Below are 26,289 nucleotides of genomic sequence, written 5' to 3' on the forward strand. Positions count from 1 at the left end.
TCAAACCACGCATAAAAAAACAGACCATGGTAGGTCTGTTTTTTATATCAAACTGATGAATTATCTGCCATTTAGCACAGGTAACTACATAGATTCATCATACTTTGCTTCTAACTGCATGGCACGTTGATAGCTATCAAGACTGGCCAGCTTTTCAGCATATTGTTTAATATGTGGATAAGCATCGAGCTTTTGACGCTTAGCAAGAATAATTAAGTCAAACGACAGCATAAAATCAGCACCACTGAGCGTATCCCCTACGATAAAAGACTTACCGTCAACAGAGGTATCCAGATATTTGAATAATCTGGTTTTTTCTGTCTCGATATACCCGTTCAAAAACTCATTGTCATTAATACCTGCTTTGTTAGTAAACAATTCAAGCATTAATGGCAGCATGAGCGAGCTTTCAGCAAAATCAATCCACTGTAGATAATGCCCGTAATCGGTGCTATCAGGAGCAGGGCGTAGACGATCTGGCGCAAAGCGTTCGATCAATAGCTCAGTAATGGCCCCTGACTCCGAGTATGTTTCACCATCCATTTCAATGACCGGTGATTTACCAAGAGGATGCACAGCTTTTAAGCTATCAGGTGCCAGATGCGTTTTAGCATCGCGCTGATGACTGACCACCTCATAAGGCACGCCTAGCTCTTCTAAGAGCCATAAAGTGCGTAATGAACGTGATTGATTGAGATGATGTAAGCGAACCATAGTATCGACCTTATTTCGTGGTGTGATTTATAGACAGTTGGGTCTTAACCTTTAAGCTTTGCGATTAGACGCGTAGCCGCTTCTTCTGATGAAGCTGGGTTTTGACCGGTGATCAACAGACCATCTTCAACCACAAATGATTCCCAGTCGGCCGCTTTTTCATAGTTACCGCCATTGGCAATAAGCGCATCTTCTACTAAGAATGGTACGACGTCTGTTAGGCCTACTGCATCTTCTTCTGAATTGGTAAAGCCCGTGACGGTCTTGCCTTTGACTAAGTATTCACCATCGATTTTGACGTTTTTGAGCGCAGCTGGAGAGTGACAAACAAAAGCAACAGGTTTGTCTTGCTTAACGAAAGTCTCAATCAAGTTAATAGAGTTTTCATCTACTGCCAAATCCCACAATGGGCCATGACCGCCAGGGTAGAATACAGAATCAAAATCTTCTGCTTTCATATCAGCGAGTTTTTTAGTATTAGCCAAATGCTCTTGAGCGTCTTTGTCGTCTTTAAAACGCGTGGTATCTTTGGTTTGCGTATCTTCGGTATCACTACTAGGATCTAGTGGTGGCTGACCGCCAGCAGGAGAGGCGAGTGTCACATTGACGCCTGCATCAAGAAAAGCATAGTAAGGGGCGGCAAACTCTTCTAACCAAAAACCTGTCTTTTTGCCCGTATCACCCAATTTATCATGTGAAGTTAGTACCATTAAAATATTCATAATTGTTCCTTATTATTTATTGATTAAATGTGCTTTAAATTATTGGTTTAATATTAGCTTATCTACTATCAAAAACTATTCTACATCAGCGACTTTAACGACCGTTTTACCGAAGTTATCACCTTCTAGCATTCCGATAAAGGCTTGTGGTGTTGCGCCTAAACCCTCAACCATATGCTCTTTAGTTTTGATTTCACCTGACTCAACCCAAGCGCCCATCGTCTTTAAAAACTCAGGGAAATGATCGCCATACTCTTCAAAGATAATAAAGCCTTTGACCGTTAGGCGTTTGCTTAGGACATTACCCATCAGCATGCCCAAACGATCTTTACCATCAGGTAACTCGGTAGCGTTATATTGTGATACTAGACCGCATACTGGAATACGCGCGTGAGCATTGAGTAGGGGTAATACAGCATCAAATACTTTGCCACCGACGTTTTCATAGTAGATGTCGATGCCATTAGGGCAGGCCGCTTGGAGCTGCTCAGCGAAGTCATCAGCATAATGATCAAGACATTTATCAAAGCCTAGCTCATTGATCGCATAAGCGCATTTTTCGGCTCCACCTGCCACACCGACGGTATTCAAGCCTAATTTATTACCGACTTGACCGACCGTTGCCCCAACAGGGCCTGTAGCAGCAGCAACGACTAATGTCTCGCCTTGTTGCGGTTTACCAATATCGGTCAGACCCATATAACCCGTAAAGCCTGGCATACCTAGAACACCTAAACCGTATGAGGGGTGCGGCATATCTTTGTCTAGTTTGATCACGCCTTCGCCATTACTGACGCTATAATCTTGCCAGCCTGAGTTAGAGACTACCAAGTCACCGACGGCAAATTTGTCTACATTCGATTCGACCACTTGCGCAACCGTACCGCCGAGCATCACATCACCGACTTCTAGCGGATCAGCGTAGCTTTTGGCATCGCTCATACGTCCACGCATATACGGATCGAGTGAGGCATAGACGGTACGCAGAAGCATCTGGCTGTCATTAGGCTTCGGTATCTCGCCAGTCGCCATTTCAAAGTTATCAGCAGTTGGCGCGCCATTTGGACGGCTGGCTAGTTTAATTTGACGATTGATTTGATTATTTTGTTGTTGTTGAAAGCTCGACTGTTTATCAGTACTCATAGGAGGCTCCTTTTCTTATTAATAGTATTGTTTTTAGGCAATTGAAGATCAAGCCAAACGGCTACTAGTAAAGCAACCGTTTGGTAATTAATAAAAGCAACTAGCTGGCTTTTGCTGTCACTGCTCGCTCTAAGATACGGCGTGATACTTGCAAGTCGTTTTTGCCATGCTCACCTAATTTGACCATTTGATGCGCTTCCAATTGCTTGATAATCGGATCAATGGCTGACTGATCTAATTCGGCATCTTCTAAGCTAACTGGCAGTCCGAGCTCGCGGAAGAAGTTTTCAGTATGACTAATAGCGGACTCTATGATAGCGTCATCATCTTGACCCTCTTCAGTGATGTGCCATACATTGCGAGCATACTGGAGCAGTTTATCTTTTTTGCTGTCTTTAAGCTCACGTAGTACTGATGGCAATACGATGGTCAAGGTGCGAGCATGATCAATAGCATGCAATGATGTTAGCTCATGACCGATCATATGAGTCGTCCAATCTTGTGGTACGCCCGTACCGATGAGACCGTTCAGAGCCATAGTGGCGGTCCACATAATGTTTTTGCGGACTTCCATATTCTCTGAATCTTCTTTGACGGCTCTACCTTCATCAATAAGGATTTTGAGTAGACTCTCAGCGAACGCATCTTGTACCTTGGCATTGACTGGATAAGTCAAATACTGCTCCATTACATGCACAAAAGCATCTGCCACACCATTCATCACTTGACGATCAGGCAAGGTCAAAGTCTTGCTAGGATCTAAAATAGAGAATTTAGGGAAGGCTAATGGATTACCAAACGGTAGCTTCGCTTGGCGTTCGCTATGGTTGACTACACCCCCTGAATTCATCTCAGAACCCGTCGCTGGAATCGTTAATACGGCACCTAAATCAATAGCAGAGTCTATATCTCTACAATAGCTAGTTAGCGCGCTCCAAGCTTTATCACGTGATACCGTACCGTCAACATTATCATCATCATGTAATGAAGAGACCAGTGCGACAAATTTGCTACCATCAATAACTGAGCCACCACCGACTGCTAACAAAAAGTCGATATTGTGCTCATTGACCATATCAGCTGCTTTTAGCAGGGTCACAAACTCAGGGTTTGGCTCAATACCACCGAACTCAAATACTTCACGGCTACCGCTAGCCGCTAGTGCTTCTCTGACTTCAGCTAAAGTGCCTGTGCGCTCAGCTGAACCACCGCCATAAGTAATTAACACGCGGGCATCAGTCGGTACTAGCTTAGATAGCTGCTGGATTTGGTCTTCACCGAAGACGATACGTACTGGATTGTAATATTGAAAGTTATTCATAATATTCCTAAATCTTTATTGAGGTTAATTAAATTAGTTTTATTAAAAATTTTGATTGGTTATAAATGTCTAATAAACATAGATAACCAGAAACTGTTTGCATTGTACATTAATTAGACCGGTCGTCTAGTCATTATTTATAATAGTTACAAAACAGCTGTATAGAGATATTTAGACAAGAACAATTGATCTAACAACAATAAAGCTAGCCTATAAATACTTTAACGACCCATCTCAGTCGTAGTCATTTGCCAGACCTCAGATAGGGGTGTATTAGTCTGACTAATTTTGGCAATCAGGCTGGCACCGAGCCATGCAAAATACCAGCGCTTGGCGATACTCTCCGCTGAGATATTGGCGCGCTTAGGTATTGAGCCATCTGCCCAACCAGCTTTGATATGTGTCGCTAACCAGTTTATAGTCTGCTGATAGCCTGTATCTAGCGCTTTACGCATCGGCTCTGACATATCAGCCACTTCAGCACTTAATTTTACTACCAAGCATTTTTCATGATCGCAGCCGTTCTGCTGAGTGTCATACCAGTTTTGAAAGTAGTCATAAAGCTTTTGCTGAGCGCTAGTATCTTGCTGATTAATCATATCTAGACGCGTTTTATAAAGAGTAAAATAGTAATTGATGATCGCTTCACCAAAAGCTTCTTTTGACGCAAAGTAATGATAAAATGAGCCTTTAGGGACACCTGCGGTATCCAGTATTTGCTTGATACCAACAGCGGTAAACCCCTTTTGTGAAAGGAGCTGATAGCCGGTCGTCAGTAGATGCGTCTTAGTATTGGTAAGCGTGGTACTGTTTAGCGTAGTATCATTAATAGAAACAGCTGAGGTAGTAGCAGACATAAAAATTATGCCCTCCTTATTGTGTTGGTTTTGACATTAGGTTGTATTGGTTTGAACTATCGAGCAAATGGCATTTAGACCAATCGTATTTGGATGAGTTACGTTTTTTCAACAAAGTCTGCTGATAATAGTTTTTGGTTTTAAGTGTCTCTATGTTAGCATTAGACCAGTCGTCTAGCAAGTTAGGTTTGTTTATTCACTATACTTACATTAAAAATAGACTTTTATGATTGAGAGAAAAGAGTCGCTCTTATTGGAATAATGACTCAATGAATGCCAAATAGACAACATTGAAGTAAATTTTAACCCATTAAAACATAAATGTTTTAATTGATGACACGCCCTAGATAACTCTTAATTTATACAGTCATTAACTTGAATAAAAATAGGAATGATCATGTCAAATAATAATCAATCAAGCACTGAGAAATATAGCGATTTTGGTTTTCAATATATAGCGGGCGAGTGGCAACAAGGTCAAGACGATAGCGTCAATACCGACACCAACCCATTCAACGGTGAGACCTTAGTTGAGATTAAGCAAGCCACGAAAAGCCAATTAGATGAGGCTTATAAAGCGGCAGAAATAGCACAGATTGAATGGGCAAAAACCAGCCCAGCCGAACGCGGTGCACTACTACATAAAGTGGTTAGCATCTTAGATCAGCGTCAAGATGAGATCGTTGATTGGCTAGTCAAGGAGTCGGGCAGTACGCGTATCAAGGCGATGGTCGAGTTTAGCAGTGCACGCGCCATTACGGTAGAAGCGGCAGGTTTCCCTAATCGTGTGCATGGTGAAATACGTGCTTCAAAGATTCCGGGTAAAGAGAATTTTATCTATCGTGAGCCTATTGGGGTTATTGCAGTGATTAGTCCATGGAATTTTCCGTTTCATCTGACCCAGCGCTCAATTGCACCAGCTCTAGCGCTAGGTAATGCAGTAGTGCTAAAGCCTGCCAGCGATACGCCAGTTACAGGCGGTCTACTGCTTGCCAAGATATTTGAAGAAGCGGGACTACCAAAGGGACTGCTTAATGTAGTGGTTGGCGCAGGTAGCGAGATTGGTGATGCTATCGTCACCCATGACACCCCAAGACTCATCTCTTTTACAGGTTCAACATCAGTCGGTAAGCATATCGGCGAGCTGGCCAATAGTGGTAATACTATTAAAAAGCTAGCATTAGAGCTGGGTGGCAATAACCCTTTCGTAGTGCTAAAAGACGCTAACTTAGATAACGCGGTAAAAGCGGCGGTGTTTGGCAAGTTCTTGCATCAAGGTCAAATCTGTATCGCTATCAACCGCATTATCGTTGAATATGCTATTTATGATGATTTCGTTGAGCGTTTTCACGCGCATGTAAAAACGTTAAAAGTGGGTGATCCTAACGATCAAGATACAGCGATTGGACCTATTATTAATGAAGATCAGCTTAAATCAATCAAAGATAAAATCGCTAAAGCAAAAGATGCTGGCGCGAACATGATTATGAGTGGCGAGATTGAGGGGCAAGTGGTGCCGCCGCATATCTTTACTGAGGTTACTGCTGATATGGATTTATCTTGTAATGAAATATTTGGTCCATTAGTCGGTATTATCCGTGCCAAAGATGAGGATGAAGCCTTAAAGCTGGCTAACGATACTGAGTATGGATTATCAAGTGCAGTATTTACCGAAGATATGGAAAAAGGTCTGCGCTTCGCTCGCGGTATCAAAGCAGGCATGACCCATATCAATGACATCACCGTTAATGACGAAAGTAATGCACCATTCGGTGGGGAGAAAAACTCTGGTATTGGGCGCTTTAATGGCGAATGGGTGTTAGAAGAGTTTACAACTTTGCATTGGATATCTGTGCAGCACGAGCCTCGTAACTATCCTTTCTAAAAACGGCTGTTTTTACTCAGATGATTTAAAATAATGTTTTTAAAATGAAAAAAAGACTGCTGTATAGGCAGTCTTTTTCTATGGGAGCTTTGATAGTAGGATTAATTAAGGTGAAAACCTAACATATCTTTGATCTCATCGATGGTCATGTGCCTAACGAGCGCCTGATCTTCTACTGACAAGCGATTGGTATGCTCTTTGATCATCTTATGGATACTGCGTGCCACCTCAGAGGTTGTGGCATAGTACATTTGTGGTTCTTCTTTGGTGAGTTTTATCAAAAATTCATTTACGATTTTACGTTTGTGAATCACAACGTGTTCTACAGTCATAACATTCTCCTAGAGAGGAACTATTTAAACAGTCAGCTTAAATTTAGTCAATAACAGCTTAGTGAAGATGTAGTACCTACATAATATAAGTAAAGCAAAAGTAGTATTAATACACGCGGTTAACAAGCCATATACTGTTCGATGTTTCTTTAGATACTATAGTTTAATATGCCCTAGTTTAAGAGACATAGAACAATAACTTTTGGAACCGTAACGATGTCAAATACGCCTGTAAATAGTCCACCTACTGCCAAAACATCACTAGTGCTATTCCATAATGATCTACGCGTTCATGATAACGCCACTTTAGTTAAAGCCGCCCAATTGACTGATGATAATAACGGACGACTGCTACTGGTCTACGCGCAAGCACTAGTGGATAGCTCAAACTCAAATAATTGGAGTCAGGCTTATCATTTTGATGAGATGGGCGTATCAAGAGCGCAATTTTTACTAGAGAGCTTGGCGGATTTAGATCGCTCTCTGCAGCAGCTTGGTAATAGGCTACTATGCCTAAAAAATGACGGCTTTCAGCAAAGCAATTCACAGGATGAGTCAGCACAGTCAGACACCTTTACTCAATTATGTCAGCTGATCGAAGCACAACAGGTCACTGATATTTGCGTGAGCCAAACGGCAGATTACGCGCAAAATCAAGCTTATAAAGCGCTGCAAGATAAGTACCCACATATCGATTGGCATGTGCAAGCGGTCACGACCCTGTTTGATGACATGCCGACCAAAGCGTTACCGCAAATCTATACTCAGTTCCGTAAAAAGGTTGAGTATGATCATGATTTATTGACTGCCGACTTTGATTTACTTATTACTCAAACACCAGCGACGCTGCCAGAAATGCCTGATGCTTTGATAAATATCAATGGGGATAGCGAGCTGTTTTTTAGTAATCAATTCTTTAATAATCAGGCGGAAGTTAATCCTCAAAGTCAGTTTAAAGGCGGTGAGACTAGCGCTATAGAGCATCTTAATAGCTATTTTGAATCTGATGCACCCAGCATTTATAAAGAGACGCGAAATACACTTGATGACTGGACACACTCTACTAAGTTCTCTGCTTGGCTGGCGAATGGCTCACTATCTGTAAAGGTACTGCTCAATCGCTTACGTCAGTATGAGCGTGAAATTGTCGCTAATGACTCTACTTATTGGATATGGTTTGAGCTGCTCTGGCGTGAGTATTTTTATTGGTATGCCGATGTTCATCAAAAGCAGCTGTTTACCTTCCAAGGCATCAGCAGTCACAAGCCGGCAACGCTGTACGATAATCGCTCAGGTAAGGCGCCTAAAGAGCAGCGACTTATTCAATGGCAAAAGGGCGAAACGGGCTACCCTATAGTCAATGCTTGCATGAATCAGCTCAATAGCACGGGCTATATGTCCAACCGTGGTCGGCAGATAGTAGCCAGTGCCTTTATTCATGAGTTGGGGTTAGACTGGCGCTATGGGGCGACTTATTTTGAGCAGCAGCTAATCGATTATGATGTCGCCAGCAACTGGGGTAATTGGCAATATTTGGCAGGAGTAGGGGCTGATCCTCGCGGCTGCCGACAGTTCAATCTATCAAAACAAACCCAGCAGCATGATCCCAAAAATAAGTTTATCGATAGATGGGCTTAATGTTAGATAGAACATAATCTAGAAGTTGAATTATAAATTAATTACAACAGACTCTATAAAACGAAATGACTTTATGAAAAAACCCAGTCCTTATTTGACTTTTGCAGGTGCTATCCCTTTTATAGCTTGTGCTGTTCTGATTACTATTGGGATCGATGCGATACAGGCTTTGGGTACGACTGAGCATATTCTAGCGGTTTATGGTCTAGTGATTGCTACCTTTATGGCAGGGGCGCAGTGGGGTAATCATTTGAGCTTAGCCGATGACAATGCTTGGGCAGTTAAATTACCTATTTTCAGTAATGTCATTGCGCTAGCTTTATGGCTTGGATTTTTAATATTATCAATTGCGAGCTTTATTTGGTTGCTTATTATTAGCTTTATTGCTTTACTCATTATCGATTATGGACTTAATAAAGCACGAGTAATCGATGACAAATATTTTACTGTGAGAAAGTATGTGACGTTAATCGTGGTCATTTCGCTGATTGTGGCAGCAGTACAACTATAGAACTTATCTGTGAATAATATAAAAGAAAGCTAAATCCTTTAACTATAACGAGATAACCTAATGTTTAAAATAAAAGTAGAACGCATTATAAAAAAGCCGATTGATGAAGTGTTTGAAGCACTGAGCGATCATGCCAGTTATGGATCATTCAAAGCTGTAGGGGTTGCTAAGCTAGTGACTGAGGGTGATAAGGAGCGCAATGGTATTGGCGCTCTGCGTACCATACAGACGGGACCTATTAAATTTTGGGAGCGAATTACTGCGTTTGAGCGTCCGACTCACATGCAATATCAAATAGAAAAAGCTAGGCCTGTAAAAATGCAGCACGATAAAGGCATTATTGATCTAAAAGATTTAGGCGATGGCAGCACACGGGTGACTTGGGTGTCCGAAGGTCGAATAGTAGTCCCATTGCCATTAATCGGTCGTTTACTTGATCGCAAAATGCAGAAACAAGGTACAGTAGGATTTAGCAGCATACTCAAGGCAATAGAAAGCCGCTAACTCAGCGGCTATTTTTCACTATTTAGCGGTTAAAATTTTAAGCTTAGAAGACTACTTTTAATTTTAATCGGCTTTATTCTTGGCAGCTTCAATTTCGTTAAAGCGCGCCAACTGCTCGGGCGTTGCTTTTAGTTGATACTTGTCTTTCCATTCAGAATAGGGCATACCATAAACGAGTTCGCGTGCCTCTTCATAATCGATTGCAATGCCGCGCTCCTCACCAGCCGCTTTATACCATTTAGATAAACAGTTGCGACAAAAGTCAGCAAGATTCATAAGTTCGATATTTTGCACATCTTTACGCTCGTCTAGATGAGCTAATAACCGCCGAAAAGCAGCGGCTTCTAACTCGATATTGGATTCTAATTTTGCCATAAAAAACTTCCTTAATTGTTAATGCTCAATTTTTAATACAAACGCTTAAGCTTTAATTGACTTAAGAATTTTCAAGTTTAGGACGAGCTTTATTTACTGCTTTAAGCAAAGATTTTTCAAATTCGCCTTCTTTAAATCTAACCAAATAAGAGTGTGCGGCGCAGAAGTTGCGCACTTCACGCCAGTCATGAGCTAAGTTACTTGCCCAATCACAATACTCTTTACCTGCGTTTGAATTGTCGTCAAGTGCTTTTTTGGTTGTCGGATGCAGCATAATCTCTGGTAGCAGTTTCCCAAGCAACTTAGTAGGCGGACTCATAAAAGTGTCATCGACATGCAAGCTTTTACTAGCTGGATGATAAGCTAAAAGCGAGCCTGCATGAATCATCTCGTTGGCATGAATATAGTAGATCCCTTGCGATAGTGAAAATTCAAGCTCAGGATAGCGCTGCGCTACAGCTCTACTCTCAACTAAATCATCGCTCCAACTTACATCAGCTACTTTTTGCTTGTGACGGCTACTACCATAAAAGACAGCTTGCGGAAAATCTTTCGCCATTTGCGCACAGTGAATAGTGTGAAAGGGATGCAAGTTGAGCACTGCTTCTACATCTTTACCATCGTTCGTCAAGCCCATAACTTTTGAGCGAATATCATCGGTTAGCGTATAGCTATCCAAAAAGATAAATTTGCCTGACTCAAGCTTGACTAGTGAACACTGGGTGCCGATGTTGATAACGCCACCAATACGAAAATCACCACGTATGTTCCAAAATCCTGAGCCTAAATCATGAATTTTCTCTGACATTGATATCTCCTAATTAGTTTTTATTTTAGAGATATGTACAATTGACTGTATATATCTCTGAAATTTAAGTTTTAACAGTTGAGTTTTAAAGTTTGAGATTAATGATAATTTATCCTGCTTCTAAAGTTGAACGCGCTTTATCGATAGCCGCTAGCAGTTTTTCTTCAAACTCACCTTCTGCAAATACGACTAATCCAGAATGCGCACTACAGAAATGGCGTGTCTCACGCCAATCATGCGCAAGCTTTATTGCCCAGTCGCAATAGTCTTTGCCCGCGTTTGGCTCATCAATGAGCGCTTTCAAAGTAGTCGCATGCAAATTTATATTTGCTTGCACTTCGTCAAATAGCTTGGAGGGCGGAGTCTGAATAGTATCATCCACATACAAGCTTTGACTAGCAGGATGAAAAACTAACAGCGAGCCTGAATGTATCGAATCATCTGGCGCTATATAATAAATTCCTTTAGGAACTGAAAATTTAAGCTCTGGGTAGCGCTCAGCTACTGCTTTACTTTCGACATAATCCTCGTTCCAATCGACTTCTGGAACCTCTTTGTGATGACGAGCACTGCCATAAAAGGTAGCGTGCGGAAAGTCTTTGGCAACGCGAGCACAGTGTACAGTATGAAAAGGATGCACGTTGAGCACGGCTTCTATATCTTGACCGTTATCAGTCAAAGCCATAACTTGCGCGCGCACTTCACCAGTGAGGGTGTAGCTATCTAGGAGGATGAACTTGCCTGATGCCAGTTTGACTAACGCTGATTGATTGCCGATATCGATGATGTTGTCTCTGACAAACGAGCCACGAATGCTCCAAAAACCTGCGCCTAAATCATGAATTTTGTCTGACATAGTGATTATTCCTATTTTACTTTGAATTAATAATATTTAAGGTGAATAGTACCTATTATTTCCTTTAAGTGATAACACAGGTAACAAACGCTATACAGCGTTTTGTCTTCTTATTCTAAAGCTATGCATTACAATTTAGCTTTACTAAATGATCTTTAATTAGTGTTATTTTCAAAAACGTCTTTGATATTGATGCTACTTATTCTTTTACTTATCTGAGGCTATACCATGAATTATATTTTTAAACTAAGCGCTTCAGCTATTATGACGGCTATGCTGATGACAGGCTGCTCAAATATAAGCCCAAATAGCAACTCTAAAGCTAATACCACGACTATAGCCGTACAAACTGCACCTACCCCGCAAACGGGCTATCGCTTTAGCGCCGCTGAAAACTTCGATATCGTCAATAAGGACAAGCTATCTTATCGTAACTTTTATGCCAAGCCATCGACTGGCGTTGATGCTAAATGGTTCGATGCGGTCAAAAAAGGCGATCTACCTACGGTTAGATACATGGTTGAGAGTGGTCAAAACTTAGAAGCAAAAGACACTGGTAATTTAGGTCAAACGGCTCTTGGCTGGGCGGCATTTATCGGTTATGAGGATATGGTAGATTATCTGATTAATCAAGGTGCTAGTCTGCAAGCTACTGATAAAGGTGACGTCTATAATGTGCTAAAGTCAGCGGCATTAGGCAAGAATACTAACGTAGTTAAAAAGGTTTATAACTTATTGGATGCTAGTGAAGGCGTTGATCTAAACGATCAAACTCGTGAGAGCGATGGGGAGACGTTAATCATGGTGTCAGCCAGTAATAATCGTTTAGAGACGGTGAAATATCTATTCTCTAAAGGTGCTAACCCCAATTTAGTAGCAACCACTGATAACAAAAGCTTAGGCTCATATAACCAAGGCGCATATTCCTATGCGTGTACTCGCGGGTTAGTTGAGATGCAGCAGTTGCTAAAAGCCAATGGCGCGATCAACCATCGTACGGGTGAGGCGAGCTGTGAGTAGGTAGAACTAAGAATTGGGCATTCAGCCAGAAAGGCCGCTAATCATTAGCGGCCTTTCTGGCTATTTTTAAGACGCGAATTGCTCCTGCCAACTTTCCAGCTACGTCTATGATCAAGATACCTAATATGCTCAAAGTCACTCACTGCCTAGATGGTAGGTCGAACACAAAGTCTATTATTGTTCAAAGCAATAATGATACAATCAGTCAAAACATATCGGATAGAGGGCTTGCTCATGCGGTTACAGGCGGGATTGGTAGCGATAGGTGTTGGGGTTAGTTTGGGCGTGCCATCTACAACGCAGGCTAGCATCTTAAATGAGGATGACAGCCTTATCTGTGCCGTTTATCTCATGATGGCAGTAGATGATTTGATGCCTGCAGGTAGTATGACAACCGAACAAGCTAAGGAAAACATGAATCGTAGCTACAGGCGTTTAACAGCTATGAGCCTGATGCATGATATACCTGCCAGCGAAATAGCACAGCGCTATTCAGACGCTCGAAAATATGAACGCCAAAATATGACTATTGATGGTCAGCCTGCCAGCCGCTTGATTTATTCTGATCGCTCGCTTGAGTATACAAGGTTGCTAGCGGCTAGAACACAGCAGTATTGTATGCACAGTGAAGGTGATATAAAGCGCGTCTTTAATGATATGCCGCTAGGCGCATCAATATTGCGTCTTAGAGCGATAAAATTTGAGCTTCAAGCAATTGAAGAAAATTAATTTTGAAAGTTGTTGAGATAGAATGCAGCGGTAAGTTTGTCCTTATCATAGACGATAGTAGTTTTAGAACATTTAAAAAAGCGTTTGACGAATTAGATGATGCTATTGGATAGATAGAGTCAATCAATCATTCATTTCTAAGTAACCTATGCGGTGATGAAGTGCGATATGAGTTTGGTCAACTGTACCTGTGCTTACTAAGTCACTTTTGCATAACCCGACAGTGCGACAAATAATAAATATTAGCGCGTTTTGAATGTAAGATAGTTTTGAGATCGGATGAGGCGAAGCTATTATCGGTATAAGCGTTTTTGCGAGAGGTAGGTTTGACCATAACAGCTCCAAGAGGTATCCAATGAGTCAGAAGTTTTATAATAATACAAAAGTAAATTATTGTTGATTTATACTAAACAGCTCTGTCATTAAAAACAAGGGTTAAAATTAGTCATACGACAACAGATGACGCTAGATATTTATTTATTAATAATAATCAACAGACCCTAGTTATTGCACTGTTATTGCACCCTTTTTAGCGCTGAGACCATCTTACAATGTGCTACCATAGCGTACTTACAACCGTAATCACTAAGCGCATATCAAGATTGGTTTTTACGATTTTACTCCTACTAGCCACGCCAGCTAAACCGCGTCCAACATAGTCAGCCTCCTTGTGAATAACTCTAAAACATCAACTTCTAACGACTCAGCGCCCATGTCACCACAAGCCAGCTCGCCATCGCTGGTGCTCAAGCTGACCATTGGGCTCATTGGAGTATTTGCCTTTTTACAGGTGTATTCGATACAGGCGATACTACCTGTGTTAATGACGGATTTTGCTGCGACTGAGGTACAGGCAGGGATGATCGTTGGTGCAACGATATTAGCGATTGCGATTATGTCGCCATTTTTGGGGATGTTATCGGATGCTATGGGTCGCAAGGTCTTTATCGTTGGCGCGTTATTATTCTTAGCTATTCCAACGGCGCTTATTGCGCAAAGTCCAACGCTTGGCTGGCTAGGATTATGGCGCTTTATGCAGGGTCTATCCGTGCCTGGCATCACGGTGGTGGCGATAGCTTATATTGGTGAAGAGTTCAAAGGCAAGGCAGTGACTGAACTAATGTCCTTTTATGTGTCAGGCGCGGTGCTTGGCGGCTTTATGGGACGCTTTATACTGGGGCATTTAGAGGAGTTTATCGGCTGGCGACACGCTTATTATGTGATGGCTGGCATGACCCTTATTGGCGCGGTTTGGGTGACGAGAGCCTTGCCCCAATCACGCTGCTTTAGGGCCAATCCTAACTTTCGCTCTGCTATAAAAACTCTTGGCGAGCATCTGACCGATCGTTATGTGGTGACCGCTTGTCTGCTCGGCGCTTGTGTCTTGTTCTCACTGGTGGGCTGCTTTACCTTTATTAATTTGCATTTGGCTAATACGCCTTATAAGCTGAGCACTGGTCAGCTAGCGAATATTTTTGCCGTGTATCTAATTGGGGTCGTTATCACCCCATTGACCACTTCTCTACTCAATCGATTTGGCTCAGCGCGAACGATACAAGTGGCAGTAGTAGTGTCGATGCTCGGCGTGCTCTTGACTCTGATGACACCGCTATGGGGCGTAGTGTTAGGGCTGGCGGTTATGTCTACTGGCGTGTTTGTCACCCAAGCGGCAACGATTAGTTACATTGCTGTCAATGTAAAAAAAGGTCGTTCACTAGCCTCAGGGCTGTATTATATGGGCTACTATGCAGGTGGCACATTGGGCGCGTGGCTATGCGGTATTGCTTATACCCATGGACAATGGTCGCTTACGGTATGGCTGCTGTTATTTGTGCAGGTATTGGCGCTATTAATGGCAAGTTTTGGCATGATTAAGACCAAGCGTACCGCCAAGCTAGCTACCCATTAAAAGTGTCAAGGCTGTTTTTATAAAAGCTTATAGCTTGTATGAGATTTTTTATTATACTGTTTATCTATAAAAGAGACTTAACCCATAAAGACTAATTCAACGATGAAGGAGTAATTGATGGATTTTTCATTAACCGATGAGCAAATTGCTTTTAAACAAACTGCAAAGCAGTTCGCTGTCAAAGAGCTACAACCCAATGCGGCTACCTGGGATCGAGAGTCCTACTTTCCAGTAGAAGTCATCAAGCAAGCGGCTGAACTTGGGTTTTTGGGCTTATATACGTCTACAGATTACGAAGGTTTAGGCTTATCGCGTTTAGATTCAGCTATGATATTTGAGCAACTGTCTTGGGGTGATACCTCTATAGCTTCCTATATGACCATCCATAATATGGTGTGCTGGATGATTGGCGAGTATGGCAGCGCGTCATTAGCGCAGCAGTATGTGCCACAGATGGTCAATGGTGAGTTACTCGGTAGTTATTGTCTAACCGAGGCCAATGCAGGCTCAGATGCCGCCTCCTTGCGTACCAAAGCTGCTAGAGAGGGCGACTATTATTTATTAACAGGCGAAAAGGTTTTTATCTCAGGAGCAGGTGCCACTGATGTGTTAGTCGTTATGGCACGTACAGGTGCAGCTGGGCCCAAAGGTATTTCTGCATTTGTAGTTGATGCGCACAGTGAGGGCATTGAGTATGGTAAGAGCGAGCATAAAATGGGCTGGAAGGCGCAGCCAACGCGCACGATCAGCTTTAATAAGGTAAAGGTGCCAGTGGCGAATCGCTTAGGCGAGGAGGGCGAAGGCTTTAAAATGGCGATGAAAGGCTTGGATGGCGGTCGTATTAATATCGGTATCTGTGCGGTCGGTACTGCGCAAGCCGCGCTTGAGACTGCGACTAGCTATGTCAAAGAGCGCAGTCAGTTTGGTAGTCCGATAGCAGATCTGCAATCGGTACAGTTCAAGCTGGCTGATATGCTTACTCAAACGATTACCGCGCGGCACATGATTTATTTAGCCGCCAGTAAAGTCGATAGCCATGATCCCCAAGCTGGCGTCTATTGCGCGATGGCAAAACGTCTATCAACTGATTTGAGCTTTGAGGTTGCGAACCAAGCTCTACAGTTGCATGGCGGCTATGGTTATCTCAATGATTATCCGCTTGAGCGCCATGTGCGTGATTTGCGTGTGCATCAGATATTAGAAGGCACCAATGAGATTATGCGCGTCATTATCTCGCGGCAATTGCTACAAGAGGACGGACTGGATCTGTTGTATTAAACGTATGGTAACTTTTTATTTTCTATTTTTTAAAACTTATAAAACATATAGGCCACTTTATGAGCGCAGCAAACGATCCTAAATATGATACTGACATAAGTAATAACAATGTTAGTAATGCCAAAACCAACGAGCGTACAGCAGCAGATGCACCTGTGATTTTTACGACCGAAAAAACTACTAGCGGTCATTATCTAGGTATTATGACTTTGAATAGCCCAAAGTCTCTAAACGCGCTAAGTGTAGAGATGTGCCAGCTGTTATCGCAGCAGCTTGAGCAGTGGCAGACGCAACCTGAAATAGTAGCAATACTGTTAAGGGGAGCAGGCGACAAAGCGTTCTGTGCAGGTGGCGATATCCGTAAGCTCTACGACAGTATGGGCGTCGATGCGCCAATGCCTAACCCTTATGCCACTGAGTTTTTTGGTGATGAGTATAAGCTCTATCGGCAGATGCACTTTTATCCCAAGCCGCTAATCTTGTGGGGCGATGGTATTATCATGGGTGGCGGTATGGGGTTGATGGCCGCTTGTAGTCATCGGATTGTCACTGAGCGCACACGTTTTGCGATGCCTGAGATCACTATCGGCTTATTCCCCGATGCCTCTGGTAGCTGGTTTTTGCAGCGTATGCCTGCCAAGCTAGGACTGTTCTTGGGGCTAACGGGCGTGCACTGTAACGGCAATGATGCCTTATTTACGAGTTTTGCAGAATACAGCGTTGATAGCCAAAACTACAACTTAGTTTTGCAGAAGCTATTAGCAAGCGATTGGCAGTCAGTATTTGACTCCAGCTATCTGATTGACGCCTATAGTATTGTTAGTCGCACTTTAGCCCAGCTGCCCAAAGCCGATCTTGATCAAAGTAAACTGGCGACTCATTGGCAGCCGATTCAACAAATCATGAATAGTGGTGACTTGCTAGATATCGATGCGCTATTGCGAGATGATAGCGCCTTAGCTAAGCTTGATACGGCATTTGCTCAAGACCCTTGGGTACAAAAAGCCATCAACACCTATAGACAAGGCTGTCCAGTTACCGCCGCGCTTGCCTTTACGCTGTATCATAAGGTTGCACAGCTCTCTTTAGAGCAAGTCTTGTATTTAGAGCTGAATGTTGCTGTGCACTGCGCCGCCAATCCTGACTTTAAAGAAGGGGTACGCGCACTGCTTATAGAGAAAGATAAGAATCCAAAATGGTCACGCCAGCTCGTGGATTGTTTTAGTGCTGAGGGGCAAAGTTATATTGAGCAACATCTGCAAAATCCTTATCAATCAGGTCAGCATCCTTTGTCTACTTGGTTAGGAGACGACGCTCTTAGTGCTCAATATGCCCGTTAGGCTAGACTAATTAGATTGAGCTTATACAAATACAGCTAATAAAATACAACTTTTTCTTAAAACGTAGCATTAATATAAATAAGAAATACTAACAAAATACAACATTTGTGTTACATGTAGTGGTATACCATACGCGGTGTCATAATAGGCGTCACTGATAGATGTTGTAAAAATGAAGTAAGGTTTGACTTGTAACTCCTAATTTTAAACAAAGTTTAGTAGCTACTCTATAAAACTGATTTGCAGGTGTAATGTAACCACAAAGCCTGTATAGCCAGGTTGTATTAGTAATCATTACAATTGCTATGCAATATTTACATAACAGTAAATAAAAAGAGTGCTTTTAGGGGTGACTTTTTGAGCCAAAATTGTTTTAATCTGCTCAACAAACTGATTGTTTAAAACAATACCAAATAATCGTTTTTTTCGGGCTACATTTCATACTTTAGGAGAACCACCATGAGAATTATTCAATTAACGGCAATTTCTGCCGCTGTTTTAGCTTCAACTGCTGCTCTAGCCGCTGAGCCAGTTTATATGGTTGACGGTAATGCAGTACAGCCTACTAACTCGTCTAATTATGCTTATGAAGACAGAGGTGTTATCCGTAATACTACTGGTGCGGTGGTTGGTGGTATCCGTAACACTACTGGTGCACTAGTTGGTGGTACTAAAACTATCTTCGGTACTTTGTTAAACCCAGCTTCTATCAGTGCTGAAGTTGGTTCAATGGGTTATGGTGCTAACTTAGGTTACAGCATCAACGATAAAGTTGAACTACAAGCAGGTTGGGCAGGTGGCGATGTTGCTGATCTAATCGGCGGTGATTTTGATGCTAACGATATCAACTATGAACTAGATACAGACTTTAGCAATCCGTATATGGGTGTTCAGTTACGTCCAGCAGCGAACTGGTTCACTATGGGTGCTGGTATCATCGTTCCAGATAACAATATCGACGTAACTGCTAACTCTAATGGTGGCGTCTACAGAATTGGCGACGTAGATTATACTCAGGGTGGAACAGATGACGTAGGTACTTTAAAAGGTACTCTTGAGCACCGTAACAAGTTAGCCCCTTACCTAACTGTTGGTTTCCGTCCTAATATTACTAATAACTTCGGTGTGTTTGGTGAAGTTGGTGCTGCATACTTAGGTAAAGTAGATGCTGATGTTACCGCTAGTGGTACTGATACAAGAAATGCGGCTGCAGCTGCTACACAAGAGCTAGAAGATAAAGATTACTTAGAAATCTTACCAATCGTTAAATTAGGTGCAACTTACCGCTTCTAATTTATAGAAAAGTAGCTTCTATAAATGATCAAAAAAGAGCAGCCTTCGGGTTGCTTTTTTTATGTCTAAAATCTACTGAAGTAAAACTTGTAAATGTCTAAAGTGATCGGCTAACCATGTATTTTTTACTAAAAAACAATAACCGTCTGTTGTGTTGCAAGAATCATAAGCTGACGGTTAGCAGCGTGATGATGATTCAATTGAATAGATGAGCTATCAGCTATATCATCATTTTCAACTAACTGTCTAGCCAGTGCCGTATAAGGCACACCCAATCCTGCTGCTAACTTATTTTGATCAATTTTGATCAAGCTTTCTTTGACTTGCCAAAGTAGCTTGACTAAATAATCACGTCTCGCGATTGGCAATAGCTCTAGTATCGCAATTTCACTGGCATGATAATAACGTTTGGCGACTTTCCAAGCTACGGTATTGACCTCAACATCAATACCGACAGCTTGCTGATAGCTGATAGCTACCGCGACTTTATCCGCCGAATGGCTAAAGCACACATAGTATCCATGGCGGGTGAGTCTATAGGGGAAAGTCAACTCATCTAAAGTATCTACAATAGCCAGCTCAGTCAGTAGCCTTTGTAGTAGTAGTCGTACACCGTCGCGTTGATTCTGACGTTTTGAGGTTTTATCTGTCCAAGCGTCTGACCCTACTATCGGCACAGTCAGCGCTAAGCTTGCTGTAGCGCAATAACTATTAGCATCAAGCTGAGTAAACTGAATATTATTGAGTGATATCATAAGTGCAAACATCAGTATTAGTGACTGTTTTAAAGTTTTGTGTTGTTAAAGACAAGCTCAATTTTAATGCTAAAAAACCCAGCAATAATAATATCACTGGGTTAATTTTATAACAGCTGGTTGATCAGAGCGTGTTGGACGCTTTTATAATTAATAAGAGAGCTCAGCGCGACGATTCTGCGCGTAGGCCTCTTCACTATTGCCAGCTACAGCAGGACGCTCTTCGCCGTAGCTAATCACACGGATATTATTAGGCGCGACGCCTTGACCTGCTAAATAAGCACTAGCGGCTTGAGCACGACGCTCACCTAGAGCGATATTATATTCACGGCTGCCACGCTCATCGGTGTTACCTGCGATCAGTACGCTGGCGGCAGGATTTGAGCTTAATAGGTTCGCATGTTGATTAAGAATGCTTGCAGATTGAGCCGTAATAGCACTACTGTCAAAGTCAAAATAGACCACTGCTTGCAAGTTGTCAGCAGCGCCAATGATAACATTAGAGTTACTAACTAGTGCGCCACCAGCATAACCGATTTGACCACTTGGGATACCTAAAGGTGCAACCACAACCTCTGAGGTTGCACGTTTGGTAGCACAACCTGTGGTTATCGCAACGGCAGTAGATAATACCGCTAGAGCTGCAATTTTACCAAAACGGCTAGTGGTTGTATTAGAAAAAGTAGTATAGAGTGACATGTGAAGCTCCTAAGTGCTTGATAAATATTTTTATTGTCAAAACGGATGCAAAAATTGAGCAATTGCTGCTCATAGTAGAGTCGGTGTTAAGATGTGTAAGTAGTATTACTGTAAATCTGATCGAAGTCTACTTATTATTATGTAAGTGGTCATCTATTTACATATCGAATGGCTTTATCAAGCGATTAAAAGGTGATACATGTCTTTATTGATAATTTTTGATTATGTCTTTCGATTATGTTTTTTTAGTGATACCGCCACGCGATTATTATAACGACTGCTATAAATTATCATTTACCAGCGACGCTTATCCCAGTTCTCAGGGTTGGCCCAATAATCGCTATTTAACCAGTTTGGCAGTTGCTTATAATCATAAATGTTAAATTGCCAAATAGTTATATCTAAGGCTGCGTAAGGAGCGGCTTGCTCATGATTAACGATATCTAAAGGTATCAGGCCATAGTGACGCAGATCGATCTCTTGACTTACTGCGATTATCAGGTGCGCCGCATAGAGATCACGGTAGCGCATCATTAACGGAATATAAGGCTGTAGTGTCTCCTCTGTCAATGTCGGCAACCAAAAGCACGCCAAGTTATAGCGACTAAGAGAGGTTTGTTTTGCTAGCGCTAGTAAGGTTATGGTCGTATCGTTTATCGCATGACTTGTGGCTGTATAGGCATGAGCTTGAGCATTCAGGGTCGCCAAAGCGTCTTTATTTTCCATGACCCACAGCAGATCTGTATTTTTATCTTTGTCCTTTAGCGTCGTCGATAATTCGGTCACGTAGGCTACTAGTAATGGTAGAGTGACTTTAGGAGACTTAAGATTATTTTGCATAATGATTAACCATAGTACTGACCATTCTTTGATAGGGTTGCACCTGAAAATAAACTATACTTGAAATAAAATTTTATACCAACCCAAGTAAAGCTTAGGGTCTGTTGAACATTCATAAATGAGCACTGCTGATAGCTAAAATGGTTCTAGTCTAGGTAAAAATTGCAGGTAATGCAGATGCCTTGGCTAGATTTTTACAACGAATAGAGCAATTTTAGCATCAGCCTGCAAGGACAGGTCGCTTTTTTGCCGATTCGTCATTAAAAAGATCCGCTTAGAATGACTAAACTAGATATTTTTAATCTAGAATCGACCAAAAAATAGTCGCTGTCAGTGCCATGATCGAATGTTCAACAGACCCTGATCTCGACAAATTATTTATTTAAATAGGAAGTATCATGTCAATTACCGACAATAATAACACTATTATCAATGCCCAAATGCCTGATGTTCCCGATCACAATCCTAGTGAACATAGTGATAAGATTAATCTAAAAGACTATCAGCCACCAAGTTTTACGGTAAAAACGGTGGATTTGGATATCAAATTATTTGCTGATGACGCCACAGTGGACAGTAAGCTGGTCATGTCACGACAGAGCGCAGGTGATTTGGTACTGTTCGGTGAGGATATGGAGCTGCTCACTATCAAGCTTGATGGCGAGACACTATCGACCGAGCGTTATCATCAAGATGCCAATAAGCTGACGATCACCGATGCCCCAAATGAGTTGACCTTAGAGCTACAGGTGAGAATCTGCCCACAGACTAATACTGCGCTTGAGGGCTTATATATAGCGGGTACAGGCGCGGAGACGATGTTTGTCACGCAGTGTGAGCCTGAGGGCTTTCGTAAGATAACGTTTTATCCTGATCGCCCCGATGTGCTATCGGTCTTTACTACCCGTCTTGAGGCTGATAAGCTTTTTCCAACGCTGCTCGGCAATGGCAATTTAGTTGAGCAAGGAGAAGTCGCAGGCGATACCGATCGTCATTATGCGATTTGGCACGATCCGACTAATAAGCCGAGCTATCTATTCGCCTGTGTGTTCGCTGATTTAGCAGTGCTTACCGATCAGCACATCACCAGTGAAGGTCGTGAGGTCACTCTTGAGTTATTTGCCAAAGCCAGTGACATCGATAAATGTCATGTTGGTATGCAAGCGCTCAAAGACTCGATGGTCTGGGATGAGATCAATTATGGCCGTGCTTACGATTTAGATCGCTATATGATCGTAGCAGTAAGTCAGTTCAATATGGGTGCTATGGAGAATAAAGGCCTTAATATATTTAATACCGCTTGCGTGTTATCGAGTCCTGAGACCACGACTGATGCGCGTAGCTTTAATGTCAAAGCCGTTATTGCCCATGAGTACTTTCATAACTGGACAGGTAACCGTATTACCTGTCGCGATTGGTTTCAATTATGCCTAAAAGAAGGTTTTACGGTGTTCCGTGATCAGTCGTTCTCAGCCGACCAACAGTCGAGCGCGGTACAGCGGATCGACGATGTAGCAACCTTGCGCGCTCATCAGTTCGCTGAAGATGCAGGGCCACTAGCGCATCCTGTGCGTCCTGAGAGCTTCGTTGAGATCAATAACTTTTATACCGCTACGGTGTACGAGAAAGGCGCTGAAATCGTACGCATGATTGCCAATACACTTGGACCAGATAACTTTAGAGCAGGCACTGACGAGTATTTTCGCCGTTACGATGGACAAGCGGTAACGGTTGAGGATTTTTTATCCGCGCTCAGTATTACTGATAGTAAGGTTGAGGACTTTATCGACTGGTATCGTCAGCCAGGTACGCCTGTGCTATCAGGTCATCAGCAGTACGACAGCGAGACGCAAACGGTAACGATTACCCTGAGTCAGCAGACCCGTCATGTTGCTGGATTTGATGCGCCAAAGCCACTACCTATCCCTGTAGCGACCGCGCTTTTTGATAGAACTACAGGCGAAATTATTGGTGAGCGTATGCTGTTGCTTGAGCAAGCAGAGCAAACCTTTAGCTTTGACAATATTAGTAATGAGCCAATAGTGTCGTTATTGCGCGACTTTAGTGCGCCTGTACAGCTCAATTATGATTATCAAAATGAAGACTTAGCGTTTTTGCTCACGCATGAGACTAATGGCTTTAATCGCTGGCAAGTAACGCAAATGCTGGTTAATCGAATCTTATTGCAAAATAGCGATCCAAAGGTATATTTAGCCGCTTTAGCCAAAACCTTGCCTATGCTTGCAGCTACTGATGCAATGTTAGCCGCACGCCTGCTCGATATCCCATCAGCACAAGAGCTGGCATCGGCTATTAGCACGGATTATGATCCAGAACAAGTCAAAGAGCAGCGCCAAACGCTGTACAGTCAAGTTGCCGAGTCCCTAAAAGATAAGTTAGCGAAGCTTTATGAGCAGCTGCCACTACAGCCTTATTCAGACACACCTGAAGCATTAGGCGCGCGTGCTTTACGTAATGTGGTGCTAGATATGGCTCTGACAGCTCAAGTTGATGGTGCTGATATTTGGGCAAAGCTGCAGTACGATAATGCCAGCTGCATGACCGAGCGTTTGGGCGCGCTAAAAGCGATGGTTAATCATCAGCATTTATCTGCCGATAAGTATTTAGCGGATTTTTATCAACGCTTTGCTGCTGATGATCTGGTGATAGATCTGTGGTTCAGTGTGCAAGCCTCTAGCACTCATGTGACCACTGATATTATCAAGACTTTGCTGGCGCATGACGACTTCGATTGGAATACACCAAACCGCATACGCTCAGTGGTAAGTGCTTTTACCGCTCAGCCTGCGGTATTATGGACCGATGAGGGTTTGGATATTTACATTAATGTGATCAAAAAGCTGGATGAGGCAAACCCTGTGATGGCGTCACGATTACTACAAGTACTAGCCCGCTGGTACACCTTGGTCGAGCCGCGCCGAGCTATGGCACATGACAAATTGGTTAATTTGCAGCAACAAGCGACGTCCAAGCATGTGCTTGAGAGTTTGGATAGCGTATTGGGAGCGGCGAATAAGTAGGCACAATTAAGCAGTCAGCTCAAAAAGTCAATTAATAAAGGCTGTCTTAACTAAGATGGCCTTTATTAATAATTATAAAATACAAGCGAATTACTAATTTTGTTAGATATCTTTTTAAAATAGTATTAGGGGTGTTTGGGGTATGGATCTAAAAAGTATTGAAAAAATGGAACAAAAATCGGGCTACGGTCGCGGTGAAGCACTGCGAATGGGCTTAGTATTGTTATTCATTATGGGTGTTATGTTGTTTACACACTTTAATACTGCTGATGTTCCAAATCGTTTAATGCTGATAGTAGCGGCGATGATTGGCGGTTATATGGCATTGAATATTGGTGCCAATGATGTGGCGAATAATGTGGGCCCCGCGGTAGGTTCACAAGCTTTGACTTTGATGGGTGCGATCTTTATTGCAGGGATATTCGAGGCAGCCGGCGCACTTATTGCTGGCGGGGATGTGGTTAGCACTATCAAAAGCGGTATTATCGACCCTAGTATGATTGAGGATAGTTCAGTCTTTGTTTGGGTGATGATGGCCGCTTTACTGGCGGGAGCGGTATGGCTTAATTTTGCCACGGCAATAGGGGCACCAGTATCGACGACGCATTCTATTGTGGGCGGCGTTATGGGTGCTGGTATAGCAGCAGGCGGTTGGGGTATTGTTAATTGGAGTCAAATGATAGCGATAGCCTCAAGTTGGGTGATATCTCCAGTCTTAGGTGGCATCATTGCCGCTGCTTTTTTGATGTTTATCAAGCATACGATTACTTATAAAGACGATAAAATAGCCGCCGCTAAGCGTATGGTGCCGCTACTGATAGCTATAATGGCATGGTCATTTAGTAGCTATCTCATCATGAAAGGCTTGAAAAAAATATTTGAAGTTAATTTTTTATCGGCAATCTCTATTGGACTTTTTATCGCTATTGTCACCTACTTTATAATCAAGCCCTTCATTGTCAAGGCCGCTGATAAACTTGAGAATGACAAAGATTCCATCAATGCGCTATTCACTGCGCCTTTGATATTTGCCGCTGCTATGCTTAGTTTTGCTCATGGGGCTAACGATGTTGCCAATGCTATCGGGCCATTAGCTGCAATTAACGATGCGATTACCAGCGGCGGTATCGCTAGTGAAGCGGCTATTCCGCTATGGGTAATGCTGGTTGGCGCTATCGGTATCGTATTGGGCTTAGCACTATTTGGTCCTAAACTTATTCGTACGGTCGGCTCGGAAATCACAGAACTCAATAAGCTACGTGCCTTTAGCGTGGCGATGGCAGCGTCTATTACAGTCATTTTTGCCTCACAATTAGGCTTACCCGTCAGTTCTACCCATATTGCTGTAGGCGCTATCTTCGGTGTGGGATTCTTGCGTGAATATATCAAAAAATCCTATGATATAATGGTCGATGAGATTATGCAGCACCATAAAGAGTCTGAACATGAAGTGGTTGAGACTTTTTTAAAGGATTTTCAAAAGGCAACGGTAGCGGGCAAGCACAGGATGTTGCAAACCCTAAAACAAGAGAATACGGCTACTGTCTTTACTAAGCGTGAAAGGAAAAACCTAAAAAAGGTATATAAAAAAGAGCTAGTAAGGCGCTCAGCATTGCTAAGAATCGCTGCTGCTTGGCTCATCACTGTACCAGCCTCTGCTCTATTAGCGGCGTTGATTTTTTATACTATTAGAGGGGCACTGCTGCCTTAATATTCTTA

At 42.6% G+C, this 26,289-nt stretch carries 24 protein-coding genes and 1 pseudogene; 12 read left to right on the top strand and 13 right to left on the bottom strand.

Features of this window, described 5'->3' with window-relative positions; genetic code table 11:
* Positions 1-84: 84 nt before the first annotated feature.
* The 5 genes from ACR63T_RS05500 to ACR63T_RS05520 all read right to left on the bottom strand — a co-directional run bounded on the left by ACR63T_RS05500 (position 85) and on the right by ACR63T_RS05520 (position 4,757).
* A complete protein-coding gene (locus ACR63T_RS05500; RefSeq protein ID WP_472785020.1) occupies positions 85-714 on the bottom strand; it encodes a glutathione S-transferase family protein in 630 nt (209 codons plus the stop codon).
* Between the two features lie 44 nt (positions 715-758).
* Positions 759-1,436: a type 1 glutamine amidotransferase domain-containing protein gene (locus ACR63T_RS05505; protein ID WP_201572964.1), complete on the bottom strand. Its 678-nt coding sequence runs from the start codon at positions 1,434-1,436 to the stop codon at positions 759-761.
* Positions 1,437-1,511: 75 nt separating this feature from the next.
* A complete protein-coding gene (locus ACR63T_RS05510; RefSeq protein WP_472785021.1) occupies positions 1,512-2,579 on the bottom strand; it encodes an NADP-dependent oxidoreductase in 1,068 nt (355 codons plus the stop codon).
* A 100-nt stretch (positions 2,580-2,679) separates the two neighbouring features.
* Positions 2,680-3,900: an iron-containing alcohol dehydrogenase gene (locus tag ACR63T_RS05515; RefSeq protein ID WP_472785022.1), complete on the bottom strand. Its 1,221-nt coding sequence runs from the start codon at positions 3,898-3,900 to the stop codon at positions 2,680-2,682.
* Positions 3,901-4,121: 221 nt separating this feature from the next.
* Entirely contained in the window at positions 4,122-4,757 is a 636-nt protein-coding gene (locus ACR63T_RS05520; protein WP_472785023.1) for a TetR/AcrR family transcriptional regulator, read from the bottom strand.
* A gap of 397 nt (positions 4,758-5,154) precedes the next feature.
* On the opposite strand from ACR63T_RS05520, the gene ACR63T_RS05525 reads away from it, so the two are divergent.
* Positions 5,155-6,642 (top strand): aldehyde dehydrogenase family protein, encoded by a 1,488-nt coding sequence (locus ACR63T_RS05525; protein WP_472785024.1) that lies wholly within the window; start codon positions 5,155-5,157, stop codon positions 6,640-6,642.
* 101 nt (positions 6,643-6,743) lie between these two features.
* Here ACR63T_RS05525 and ACR63T_RS05530 read toward each other — a convergent pair whose 3' ends face one another.
* The gene (locus ACR63T_RS05530) at positions 6,744-6,974 is read right to left on the bottom strand and encodes a hypothetical protein (RefSeq protein WP_201572974.1); all 231 of its coding nucleotides are present in this window, start codon (positions 6,972-6,974) and stop codon (positions 6,744-6,746) included.
* A gap of 216 nt (positions 6,975-7,190) precedes the next feature.
* Here ACR63T_RS05530 and ACR63T_RS05535 point away from each other — a divergent pair, with 216 nt between their 5' ends.
* The 3 genes from ACR63T_RS05535 to ACR63T_RS05545 all read left to right on the top strand — a co-directional run bounded on the left by ACR63T_RS05535 (position 7,191) and on the right by ACR63T_RS05545 (position 9,627).
* Complete coding sequence (locus tag ACR63T_RS05535) at positions 7,191-8,612, top strand: DASH family cryptochrome (protein WP_472785025.1); 1,422 nt, start codon at positions 7,191-7,193, stop codon at positions 8,610-8,612.
* Positions 8,613-8,685: 73 nt separating this feature from the next.
* Entirely contained in the window at positions 8,686-9,123 is a 438-nt protein-coding gene (locus ACR63T_RS05540; protein WP_472785026.1) for a DUF3429 domain-containing protein, read from the top strand.
* A gap of 60 nt (positions 9,124-9,183) precedes the next feature.
* Positions 9,184-9,627: an SRPBCC family protein gene (locus ACR63T_RS05545; RefSeq protein WP_472785027.1), complete on the top strand. Its 444-nt coding sequence runs from the start codon at positions 9,184-9,186 to the stop codon at positions 9,625-9,627.
* A gap of 63 nt (positions 9,628-9,690) precedes the next feature.
* Here ACR63T_RS05545 and ACR63T_RS05550 read toward each other — a convergent pair whose 3' ends face one another.
* The 3 genes from ACR63T_RS05550 to ACR63T_RS05560 all read right to left on the bottom strand — a co-directional run bounded on the left by ACR63T_RS05550 (position 9,691) and on the right by ACR63T_RS05560 (position 11,666).
* Positions 9,691-10,002, bottom strand: a complete 312-nt coding sequence (locus tag ACR63T_RS05550; protein ID WP_201572982.1) for a DUF1244 domain-containing protein — start codon at positions 10,000-10,002, stop codon at positions 9,691-9,693.
* A 61-nt stretch (positions 10,003-10,063) separates the two neighbouring features.
* Positions 10,064-10,810, bottom strand: a complete 747-nt coding sequence (locus tag ACR63T_RS05555; RefSeq protein ID WP_472785028.1) for a hypothetical protein — start codon at positions 10,808-10,810, stop codon at positions 10,064-10,066.
* A gap of 109 nt (positions 10,811-10,919) precedes the next feature.
* The gene (locus tag ACR63T_RS05560) at positions 10,920-11,666 is read right to left on the bottom strand and encodes a hypothetical protein (protein ID WP_305900036.1); all 747 of its coding nucleotides are present in this window, start codon (positions 11,664-11,666) and stop codon (positions 10,920-10,922) included.
* A 228-nt stretch (positions 11,667-11,894) separates the two neighbouring features.
* Between ACR63T_RS05560 and ACR63T_RS05565 the strand changes: the two genes are divergently transcribed.
* Both ACR63T_RS05565 and ACR63T_RS05570 read left to right on the top strand, forming a co-directional pair.
* Complete coding sequence (locus ACR63T_RS05565) at positions 11,895-12,686, top strand: ankyrin repeat domain-containing protein (RefSeq protein WP_472785029.1); 792 nt, start codon at positions 11,895-11,897, stop codon at positions 12,684-12,686.
* A gap of 234 nt (positions 12,687-12,920) precedes the next feature.
* Entirely contained in the window at positions 12,921-13,415 is a 495-nt protein-coding gene (locus tag ACR63T_RS05570) for a hypothetical protein (RefSeq protein ID WP_472785030.1), read from the top strand.
* 205 nt (positions 13,416-13,620) lie between these two features.
* On the opposite strand, the pseudogene ACR63T_RS05575 reads toward ACR63T_RS05570, so the two are convergent.
* Positions 13,621-13,749, bottom strand: a pseudogene (locus ACR63T_RS05575) (type I-F CRISPR-associated endonuclease Cas1f); the annotation flags it as partial.
* A gap of 378 nt (positions 13,750-14,127) precedes the next feature.
* Here ACR63T_RS05575 and ACR63T_RS05580 point away from each other — a divergent pair.
* The 4 genes from ACR63T_RS05580 to ACR63T_RS05595 all read left to right on the top strand — a co-directional run bounded on the left by ACR63T_RS05580 (position 14,128) and on the right by ACR63T_RS05595 (position 19,235).
* Positions 14,128-15,324 (top strand): MFS transporter, encoded by a 1,197-nt coding sequence (locus ACR63T_RS05580; protein ID WP_472785238.1) that lies wholly within the window; start codon positions 14,128-14,130, stop codon positions 15,322-15,324.
* Positions 15,325-15,441: 117 nt separating this feature from the next.
* On the top strand, positions 15,442-16,602 hold the full coding sequence (locus ACR63T_RS05585) for an acyl-CoA dehydrogenase family protein (RefSeq protein ID WP_472785031.1): 1,161 nt from the start codon (positions 15,442-15,444) through the stop codon (positions 16,600-16,602).
* Positions 16,603-16,661: 59 nt separating this feature from the next.
* A complete protein-coding gene (locus tag ACR63T_RS05590) occupies positions 16,662-17,942 on the top strand; it encodes an enoyl-CoA hydratase/isomerase family protein (protein WP_472785032.1) in 1,281 nt (426 codons plus the stop codon).
* A 459-nt stretch (positions 17,943-18,401) separates the two neighbouring features.
* A complete protein-coding gene (locus ACR63T_RS05595; RefSeq protein WP_472785033.1) occupies positions 18,402-19,235 on the top strand; it encodes a hypothetical protein in 834 nt (277 codons plus the stop codon).
* Between the two features lie 128 nt (positions 19,236-19,363).
* Here the strand turns inward: ACR63T_RS05595 and ACR63T_RS05600 are convergent, their stop codons facing one another.
* The 3 genes from ACR63T_RS05600 to ACR63T_RS05610 form a co-directional block, all read right to left on the bottom strand.
* Positions 19,364-19,990 (bottom strand): 4'-phosphopantetheinyl transferase family protein, encoded by a 627-nt coding sequence (locus tag ACR63T_RS05600; RefSeq protein WP_472785034.1) that lies wholly within the window; start codon positions 19,988-19,990, stop codon positions 19,364-19,366.
* 150 nt (positions 19,991-20,140) lie between these two features.
* Complete coding sequence (pal, locus tag ACR63T_RS05605) at positions 20,141-20,689, bottom strand: peptidoglycan-associated lipoprotein Pal (protein WP_472785035.1); 549 nt, start codon at positions 20,687-20,689, stop codon at positions 20,141-20,143.
* 294 nt (positions 20,690-20,983) lie between these two features.
* Positions 20,984-21,529 (bottom strand): DUF6231 family protein, encoded by a 546-nt coding sequence (locus ACR63T_RS05610; RefSeq protein ID WP_472785036.1) that lies wholly within the window; start codon positions 21,527-21,529, stop codon positions 20,984-20,986.
* Between the two features lie 440 nt (positions 21,530-21,969).
* Here ACR63T_RS05610 and pepN point away from each other — a divergent pair, with 440 nt between their 5' ends.
* Together pepN and ACR63T_RS05620 are read left to right on the top strand one after the other, a co-directional pair.
* Positions 21,970-24,570 (top strand): aminopeptidase N, encoded by a 2,601-nt coding sequence (gene pepN, locus ACR63T_RS05615; RefSeq protein ID WP_472785239.1) that lies wholly within the window; start codon positions 21,970-21,972, stop codon positions 24,568-24,570.
* Between the two features lie 166 nt (positions 24,571-24,736).
* On the top strand, positions 24,737-26,281 hold the full coding sequence (locus ACR63T_RS05620; protein ID WP_305900045.1) for an inorganic phosphate transporter: 1,545 nt from the start codon (positions 24,737-24,739) through the stop codon (positions 26,279-26,281).
* The last annotated feature ends 8 nt before the right edge of the window (positions 26,282-26,289 follow it).

It is taken from the genome of Psychrobacter sp. M17(2026) (assembly GCF_055699815.1).